At 67.6% G+C, this 8,155-nt stretch carries 8 protein-coding genes; 3 read left to right on the top strand and 5 right to left on the bottom strand.

What is annotated here, in order from left to right; translation table 11 throughout:
• From ACH107_RS27070 to ACH107_RS27060, 3 genes are all read right to left on the bottom strand, one after another.
• Positions 1 to 354: PmbA/TldA family metallopeptidase (locus ACH107_RS27070; protein ID WP_412508773.1), on the bottom strand; the 354-nt coding region annotated here is incomplete at its 3' end.
• 84 nt (positions 355 to 438) lie between these two features.
• The gene (locus ACH107_RS27065; RefSeq protein WP_412508772.1) at positions 439 to 1,959 is read right to left on the bottom strand and encodes a DUF2125 domain-containing protein; all 1,521 of its coding nucleotides are present in this window, start codon (positions 1,957 to 1,959) and stop codon (positions 439 to 441) included.
• A gap of 332 nt (positions 1,960 to 2,291) precedes the next feature.
• A complete protein-coding gene (locus tag ACH107_RS27060) occupies positions 2,292 to 3,437 on the bottom strand; it encodes a Hint domain-containing protein (protein WP_412508771.1) in 1,146 nt (381 codons plus the stop codon).
• Between the two features lie 533 nt (positions 3,438 to 3,970).
• Here ACH107_RS27060 and ACH107_RS27055 point away from each other — a divergent pair.
• Both ACH107_RS27055 and ACH107_RS27050 read left to right on the top strand, forming a co-directional pair.
• Positions 3,971 to 4,714 (top strand): SDR family oxidoreductase, encoded by a 744-nt coding sequence (locus tag ACH107_RS27055; protein WP_412508769.1) that lies wholly within the window; start codon positions 3,971 to 3,973, stop codon positions 4,712 to 4,714.
• Positions 4,711 to 5,322, top strand: coding sequence for an enoyl-CoA hydratase/isomerase family protein (locus tag ACH107_RS27050; protein WP_412508768.1), 612 nt, complete (start codon positions 4,711 to 4,713; stop codon positions 5,320 to 5,322). The genes ACH107_RS27055 and ACH107_RS27050 overlap by 4 nt, the downstream gene beginning before the upstream one ends.
• Positions 5,323 to 5,339: 17 nt before the next feature.
• On the opposite strand, the gene ACH107_RS27045 is transcribed toward ACH107_RS27050, so the two are convergent.
• Together ACH107_RS27045 and ACH107_RS27040 are read right to left on the bottom strand one after the other, a co-directional pair.
• Positions 5,340 to 6,563, bottom strand: coding sequence for an META domain-containing protein (locus ACH107_RS27045; RefSeq protein WP_412508766.1), 1,224 nt, complete (start codon positions 6,561 to 6,563; stop codon positions 5,340 to 5,342).
• A 70-nt stretch (positions 6,564 to 6,633) separates the two neighbouring features.
• Positions 6,634 to 6,939 carry an HNH endonuclease gene (locus ACH107_RS27040; RefSeq protein WP_412508775.1) on the bottom strand — a complete coding sequence of 102 codons (306 nt, stop codon included), beginning with the start codon at positions 6,937 to 6,939 and terminating at the stop codon, positions 6,634 to 6,636.
• Between the two features lie 106 nt (positions 6,940 to 7,045).
• Between ACH107_RS27040 and ACH107_RS27035 the strand changes: the two genes are divergently transcribed.
• The coding region (locus ACH107_RS27035; RefSeq protein ID WP_412508765.1) for a TIGR03862 family flavoprotein at positions 7,046 to 8,155 on the top strand (1,110 nt) is incomplete at its 3' end.

The following is an 8,155-nucleotide window of genomic DNA, read 5'->3' as shown; positions in this document are numbered from 1 at the left end:
ATTCCTGCGGGAACACGCAATCGGCACACCAGAAAATGCTGTACGCCAGGATGGCCGACCACCACGCGGCAAGAGGCGCAGCGAAGGCCAGCACATCGCCACCGCCCGCTCGGCCAGCGCGGCCAGTGTCTCGGGGCTGGTATCCGAGGCCGAAACACAGGCCTGCCGCCGCCCCACCAGCACCCGCAATCCAAGGTCGGTGCCCTCGGCGCGCTCGGCCTGTTCCAGTTCACCGGCGCGCACGTCGATCGTCACCGCGCGGCCCGATACCGCCATCGCGTCGGCCGCGTCGGCGCCCGCACCGCGCGCCGCCGTCAGCAACGCATCCGTCAGTTTTTCCAGCGTTTCGCTCATCGCCTGCCTCCTGTCGCCAAAGACAGGTAGGCTTCCCCGCCCCCCTGCGCAAGTCACAGCAGGGCGGAGCACGCCGCCGGGGCACTATCGCAGGCGCTGGCCGTTTGCCGTGATCTTGCCGTCGGGCTGCACCTCGATCGTCGAGACGAGCGTATCCTCGCCCTCGCCGGGCACGGCGAACATGCCCATCATCATGCGCATGCTGGTGGCCTGTTCCTCGGGCAGCAGGCCCATGTCGATCAGCCTGTCCAGCACCCCGTTGCCGCCGACCAGCTTCAGGTCGACCTTCCCGTCCGGGGCCGGCAGCCCCTCGAAGGTCTCGGTATCGCTGTTGTCGAAGGTGAAGGCACCCGTGCCGCTCAGCTCGGCGCCCACGGCCCGCAGCACCAGATCGTTGAGCGTCAGCGACTCCAGATCACCGGGCATGGTGGCGCCGTCCTCGACATCCTCCAGACCCTCCGCATCCATCACGTCAACCAGCAGCCGCGCCTTGCCGGCAACATCCACGAGGAACGTGGCCGGATCATGCGGCAGCTTGCCCTGCGGGTCGAAAAGGCTCCAGATCGAGTCGGACATCGTGAAATCGCCGAGCTTCAGCGACAGCGCGAAATCCTGCGTTTCCTCGCTTTGCGCGACGGGCATCTGCAGGCCGAAGCGGGTCTCGTCCAGTTGCAGCCCCACCGGGAACGGCAGGTCGCTGCTCATCGCCTCGATCTGCAGGTCGTCGGCGGCGACATCATAGGTCAGGCCATCCGCGGACATGGCAACGCTGAAGCGCCCGCTCTCCGAGGCGTTGCGGCCCTGCAGGCTCTGGCCGTCCTCCTCGAACATGTATTCGCTCGCCCCGCCGACATAGGAAAAACGGCCATCGACGGCGAACCCGGCAGCCAGCATCGCGGGCATGTCGCGGGTGTCGAGGTCGCGCGGCAGGCTGGACGTGCCGGCGAAGTTCGTGCTTTCCGCGCCGCCCTGCGCCCGCAGACGGCCCTCGCCCTCCGGGTCGGCCATGTCGATGCGGTAGCGCACCGTGCCCGTGCGCACGTTCTGGACAGACCGCCGCAGCCCGTCCACCATCATCTCGGTGCTGCCGCTCAGCGCCTCCAGCGTCATCTCGGCCTGCCCGATATCAACCGGCTCACCCTCGACGATCAGCTCCGCCAGTCCCAGCGTCATCGCGTCCGCGGCATAGTCGTAGCGCATCGCGCCGGGGTCGCCCGACACCGTCATCTCGAAAGCGTCCGTGCTGTAATCCAGCGCCATTTCCACCTGTTCACCCTCGGAGTCCAGCACGACCCCCATCGGCACGCCATCCGGGATCGCGACCGAAACGGTGCCGTCGCCGTTATCGGAAAATCGCATCTCGGCCACACTCAGCGTCGCCCGGTCGCCTTCCTCCGGCGCCTGCATGACCAGCCGGATATCCGTCACGCTCAGCGTGTCGCCCTGCATGGCCTCCTCGCTGGTCACCGCGTAGCCGAACCCGGCCATGTAGGCTTTCCAGTCGCCCCATACCTGCGCGGGCGTCACCTCGGCCACGGCGGCCGAGCCCGAAATGAAAACGCCCAGTGCCGCCACGGGCAGCGCAAATGTCCTGTCGAAGGTCATGACCCGTCCTTCTCGATTGAAAGTCATCCACAGCTTCCGCGCAGATGGCGGCCGGGTCAAGCAAACAATCCATACGGCGCCCTGCCCCTGACGCATGTTGCCCGACCTGCCCCCCTGATGCGCCAGATCGGTCGGACAAAGGCCGCGGGAGACTTCCGGGCGGTGAAGGGGCGTTTCGAAATCCGCCACGGCGATGCCCTGTGCTCGGTGACTTTCAACTGCAAAGACACAACTATCCGGATCACGACACCGCGCCATGGAGACGTTCTGGTTGAGGTCTTATGTGATCCGCGCGGACTGGCCGTTGTGCCCCCAAGTTCCGGTGGGCAAAGTCATGCGCTGATGCAAAGCCGGGTTTCGAGCAACGGGCGCTGATGTCGCTTATGGGCCGCAATGATCTTTTTGGCTTTTTTGCCGGTCTGAAACGGCCTGGCCGGGATCATGGCAGGGCTAACACCGACCAAATGGGTCTCGGGCAATGTTGCCTGCCGTTGGTCGCGCAAAACCGTGGCAGACATCGAACCTACAAAAAGCGTTTCGGCAGGCGCGCCATTGGCCAGAATGATCTCGTGACGGTCCAGCATGATATGATGATAGCTGACAGGCTCGATCGCGCGTACGATCTCGATCCCGGGGAGGCCGACAAGGCGGAAGGCGGCGATCAACACCTCTTCTTGCCCGCAAATTCGCCGGGCGATCCGCGAGGCAACCAGAATTCGGTGCTGGCGTGAGACCAAGAGATCACGCTCCGGCACGCCACCGCCCAAAGCACCCGCCGCGATCCGGATCGGCAAAAGGCGGGGTTCGCGGTAGAGCTCGATCGCACGCACGTGGCGCACGTTGGTCGCGACGATGGTGCGGGACTTGCCGGTCTGGGTGATAATCTGATCGCCCGCCTCAAGCTCGCACACCTTGCGGTCCCCCTGCGGCGTCTGAAGCTCGGTATCGGCAACAAAGCAAACGACCGCAGACGAAACCGAATCGATACCGATCTCGATGAGATCCCAGTTGCCGCCGGTGCCGCCTGTACCAAACACCTCGAGGTTTTCGACCGCGCGATTCATTGTCAGAAAGCCAAGGCTGCCATTGCCGTATGAACCGGTGCTCGTCACGCCACCATCCTCGATGACATGCGTGCCGGGCTGCGGCGGATCGGTTCCCGCCATGACAGTGGTGAATGTTGCATCACCGCTATCTACCAGTTCCTGAATATCGACCTCTTCGCCGTCGATCTTGATTTTGTAGATTTCGGGCTGATTGCTTCGGTCGAATTTAATCGACACGCCCCGGACAGGATCGTCAAACGCCACTTCCACGGTCTCGCTGCCGTCGGCACTGACCTGTGCGCCGTCGTTAGTATTGGGGCGGGATATCGTATCGACATTCGCGATTATCGTGTAGCCGACCGTGCCGTCTTGCGTGTTGATCGTACCGGTATGACCATTGCTGTAGTCGTCTATGACATCCTGAAAAGCCAAGCCCAACCTCAACCGTTTTTTTCAATACCGCCAAAAGTGCTTGTTTTGATTAATTCAGGGCACTTTTTCGCAGAAACCTTCCGGCGGGAAACCAATGACGGTAAAATGCGGCGAAACTATGGATGAAAGAAACAAAGACGCCAAAATACACTGAGTCATTGCGCTGCAATTTTCCATGCGGGGTTTGGCCCAACATTGGCCGATTTTCAGCACTTCGGAAGGCATGGCGTCGATTTGTCAAACCTGGGCATCAGTTCCGCGGCATTGTCCACGTCGGACATCACCCGGAGGCGACCAAACAGCTCAGGTCAGGACGTCCCCGCATTCCCGACGGCGCAAGCCAGCGCCAGGTACGCAATTGATCGACCCTCAGCTTCGGGCCTGTCTACCGCCCCTGACCGGGTCGCCCAAGGATACCCGGCCATGTCCCGGCACCCGGCGTCCATCGGGGACCTCGTATCGGGCGGAGAGCACTGGAAATCTTTCCGGCCCCGCGTTACCACCAAGGTCGCAAACAGCCCCGGGGGACGGACATGCAGGGAAAGACGGTACTCATCACCGGCGCAAGTCGCGGGATCGGCGCGGCGGCGGCCCGGACATTCGCCGCGGCGGGGGCCAATGTCGTGCTGGCCGCCCGCAACGGGGACGCCATCGCGGAACTTGCCGGTGAAATCGGCAACCAGGCCGTCGCCGTGCCCTGCGACGTGTCCCGCTACTGGGAGGTCGACGGCGCCGTCGAGGCCTGCCGCAAGGCGTTCGGCGGGCTGGACGTGCTGATCGGAAATGCCGGCGTGATCGAGCCCATCGCCCCGCTCTCCGCGGTCGATCCGGCCGCGTGGGGTCAGGTGATCGACATCAACCTCAAGGGCGTCTTCCACGGCATGCGCGCGGCGATGCCGGTGATGCAGGCGCAGGGCGCGGGCACGATCATCACCATCTCCTCGGGCGCGGCGCACAACCCGCTCGAAGGCTGGAGCCACTACTGCGCCTCCAAGGCCGGGGCGGCCATGCTCACCCGCTGCGCCCACGAGGAAGCGGCGCAGGACGGCCTGCGCATCATGGGGCTGTCGCCCGGCACCGTGGCCACCGACATGCAGCACGAGATCAAGGCCAGCGGCATCAACCCGGTCAGCCAGCTCGACTGGTCCGACCACATCCCGGCGGACTGGCCGGCGCGCGCGCTCCTGTGGATGTGCGGGCCGGACGCCGACGGCTATCTGGGGCAGGAAATCTCGCTGCGCGATCCCGACATCCGGCAACGGGCGGGGCTCGCATGATCCGGCTGGACAAGGACGGCGGCCTGTGGACCGCCACGATCGACCGGCCGGACAAGGCCAACTCCCTCACCGAGGACATGCTGACCGAGCTGGCCGAGATCGCCGAATCCGCGATCGAGGCGCGCTGCCTCGTCCTGACCGGCACGGGCAAGGTATTCTCGGCCGGCGCCGACCTCGAGGCCGCCAAGGCCGGGCTGGCCACCTCGCCCGTCTGGGAAAGGCTGTCCGCGGCCATCGCCGGGCTGCCGGGGCTGAGCATTGCCGCGCTCAACGGCACGGTGGCCGGCGGAGCGATGGGCATGGTGCTGGCCTGCGACCTGCGCGTCGCGGCGCCGCAGGCCAAGGCGTTCTACCCGGTGATGAAGCTGGGTTTCCTGCCGCAGCCTTCGGACCCGCAGCGCCTGACCCGGCTTGTCGGGCCGTCGCGCGCGCGGATGATCCTGATGGCGGGTCAGAAGATCGACGCCGAAACCGCGCTGGCATGGGGGCTGTTCGACCGGCTGACCGATCCCGACGCGCTGCTTGATACCGTGCACGAGCTTGCCGCCGACACGCTTGCTGCCGATCCGGTCCACGCGGCCACGATCAAGGGCATGTGCCGGGGCTGACGCGGCGCCGCGCGGCGTTACCGCCGCGCCCGCAGCACCACCTCGCCACCCGCCATCATGATCAGCGCGCCGGTCGCGTCGATGTCGAACCGCCGCACGCGGCCCAGCGCATCGAAGAAACGCTGTTCCTGCGCCATCAGCGCCTCGGCGCAGGCCATCCGCGTGGCCGCCACCGGCCCGACCGACACGCCTTCGCCGCCGACGTCCATCCGCCCCGTATACCGGTTGCAGCCGCCCCGCCCGGCAATCCTGCCGTCCGGGCGCACCTGCAGCGTCACGCGGCTGGCATCGATCAGCCCCAAACCGCCGATATCCTCCACGACCCACGCCGCCCCGGTCAGCAGCGACACTGGCGCCCCGCCGCACCCGCGCAGGATCCGGCCCGGCCGCTCGATCCGCACGGTCTGGGGATGGGGCATGCCGGTCATGCTGTCCCGGCAGATCGTCTCGGCCACGCGCAGGCGCAACGCCGGCGCATCGATGCCGTAGACGAAAGCGCCGTCACGTATCACGGGGTCGGGCAGACGCGCCTCGATCCTCTCCGCGCCGTATCCCGCGACCAGCGTCAGCCTGTTGCCGTCCAGCTCCAGCGTCCAACCCGGCTCGTTGCCCCGGGCACGCCACGGCCCCGCGTCGGCCGGCGGCACGATACGGCATTCCGGCAGGGCCTCGCCCCGCAGCTCGATCATCGCCCGGTCGCCCCTGGTCCGCACCGCCGTCGCCCCGTCGGCCGAGACATAGGCCGCGCCCGAGGCGGCGCGCGCCTGCGCCAGCTCGACCACGTCCTGCCCGGTATCCAGCAGCGCCCTGTCCCCGGCGAAACCCAGCCGCAACCGCCGGTCGCCGCAGGCAAGATCGCTGGCGAAACCCAGCGGGGTGTAGGGCCGCAGCGTCACCTCGCCCAGCGCCACGTCCGCGACCCCGGGCGCCACCGGCACCGGCGCGCTGACCCAGCGCGCCGTCCCGCCTACGAACACCGCCACGCGCAGATCGGCTGCGACCCTCACCGGCACCTCGACGGCAAAGGGCAGCAGCACCTGTGCCCCCGCCAGCGGGCGGCGCATGACAGCAAGGCTCGTGTCGTTGAAGCCGCGCGCCTCCACCGCGATTTCCGCCTCCGGCGGCAGCGCGATCCGCGCGGCATGGGTCGCCGTCCCGGATATCTCGCGCGTTTCCGCCCCGGCGACCGTCACCGCCATGGCCAGAAACGCCGCAACCAACGTGCCGAATCGCAGTATCATTGACATCCCCCGTGACCACCGCGCGATAAGCCTACGCCCGCGCCGGTTACCGGGCAACAACACGCGCGCCCTACGGCCTTTTGCGGCGCCGGCCCGGTGTCTTCGAATGAAAACCCGGCGGGCGCTTGGCGACCCACCGGATGAACTTCGCCAGCCGCGGATGCGCCCGCAGCGCCTCGATGCTGTCATAGGCGCGCGCAAGTTCCGCCTCGGTCAGCGTCGCGTGGATCTCGTTATGGCATATCTGGTGCAACAGCACGGTCAGGCCGCCCTTGCCGCCCTTCAGCTTCGGCACGAGGTGGTGCAGGCTCTGCCGCGCATCCGGCGGGATGGGCCTGCCACATAGCGGGCAAACGGGGTGGGCGTCCGTGTCGATGGCTTGATCCTTCGGCTGCTTACAGGCAAGAGAATGGCGGTATCGCGCGACTTGGCAAGAGGCACCGCATGATCCGGCCTTCACCCGTTCCCCCGCGGCCCGGCGCATGACCGGCGCGCTTGTCATCGGCGCGGGGCCGGCCGGGCTCATGGCGGCCGAAGAAATGGCGCGTGCCGGTCTGCCCGTCACCGTGGCCGAGGCCAAGCCGTCGGTGGCGCGCAAGTTCCTGATGGCCGGGAAGTCCGGGCTCAACATCACCAAGGCCGAGCAATTCGACGATTTCCTTGCCGCCTTCGGAACCGCCGCGCCCCGGCTGCGCCCGATGCTGGCCGCCCTTGGCCCCGCCGACGTGTGCGACTGGGCCGAGGCGCTCGGGGAACCCCTCTTTACCGGCTCGACCGGCCGCGTCTTTCCAACGGCGATGAAGGCGTCACCGCTCCTGCGGCACTGGCTTGCCCGGCTGTCGCGGCGCGGCGTCACGCTCGAAACCCGGTGGCGTTGGCAGGGCTGGCAGGGAAACGACGTGGTGTTTGACACGCCGGATGGCGGGCAGGTCATCACGCCCGACGTCACCGTGCTGGCCTGCGGCGGGGCCAGTTGGGCCCGGCTGGGGGCAGATGGCGCGTGGGCGGGCCACCTGCCGGGCGCCACCGCGCCGTTCCGCCCAGCCAATGCTGGGCTTCGCGTGGGCTGGTCGGCCCATATGCCACGGCACTACGGACAGCCCATCAAGGGCGCGCGGCTCGTCGCCGGGCCGCTCGCCTCGCGGGGGGAGTTCGTGATCTCCGAACGCGGGCTTGAAGGCGGCGGCATCTATGCCGTCTCGGCAGCCGTGCGCGACGGCGCGCCGCTCACGCTCGATCTGGCCCCGGACCTGACGCTTGAGCGGCTGCGACAGCGGCTCGCCCGGCCCCGTGGCAAGACAAGCCTGCCCAACCACCTGCGCAAGACGCTCGGGCTGGACCCGGCCAGGCAGGCCCTGCTGATGGAATTCGGCCGCCCGCTGCCCGATGACCTCGCCCCGCTGGTCAAGGCGCTGCCGGTCGCGCATGACGGGCCCCGCCCGCTGGACGAGGCGATATCGACCGCCGGCGGGCTGCGGTTCGACGCGCTGGACGACCGCCTGATGCTGCGTGACCGCCCCGGCACCTTCGCCGCCGGCGAAATGCTGGACTGGGAGGCGCCGACAGGCGGCTACCTGCTGACCGCCTGCCTC

The sequence above is a fragment of the Roseovarius halophilus (ex Wu et al. 2025) genome, from assembly GCF_047086965.1.
This window is presented reverse-complemented; position numbering and strand designations above follow the sequence as displayed.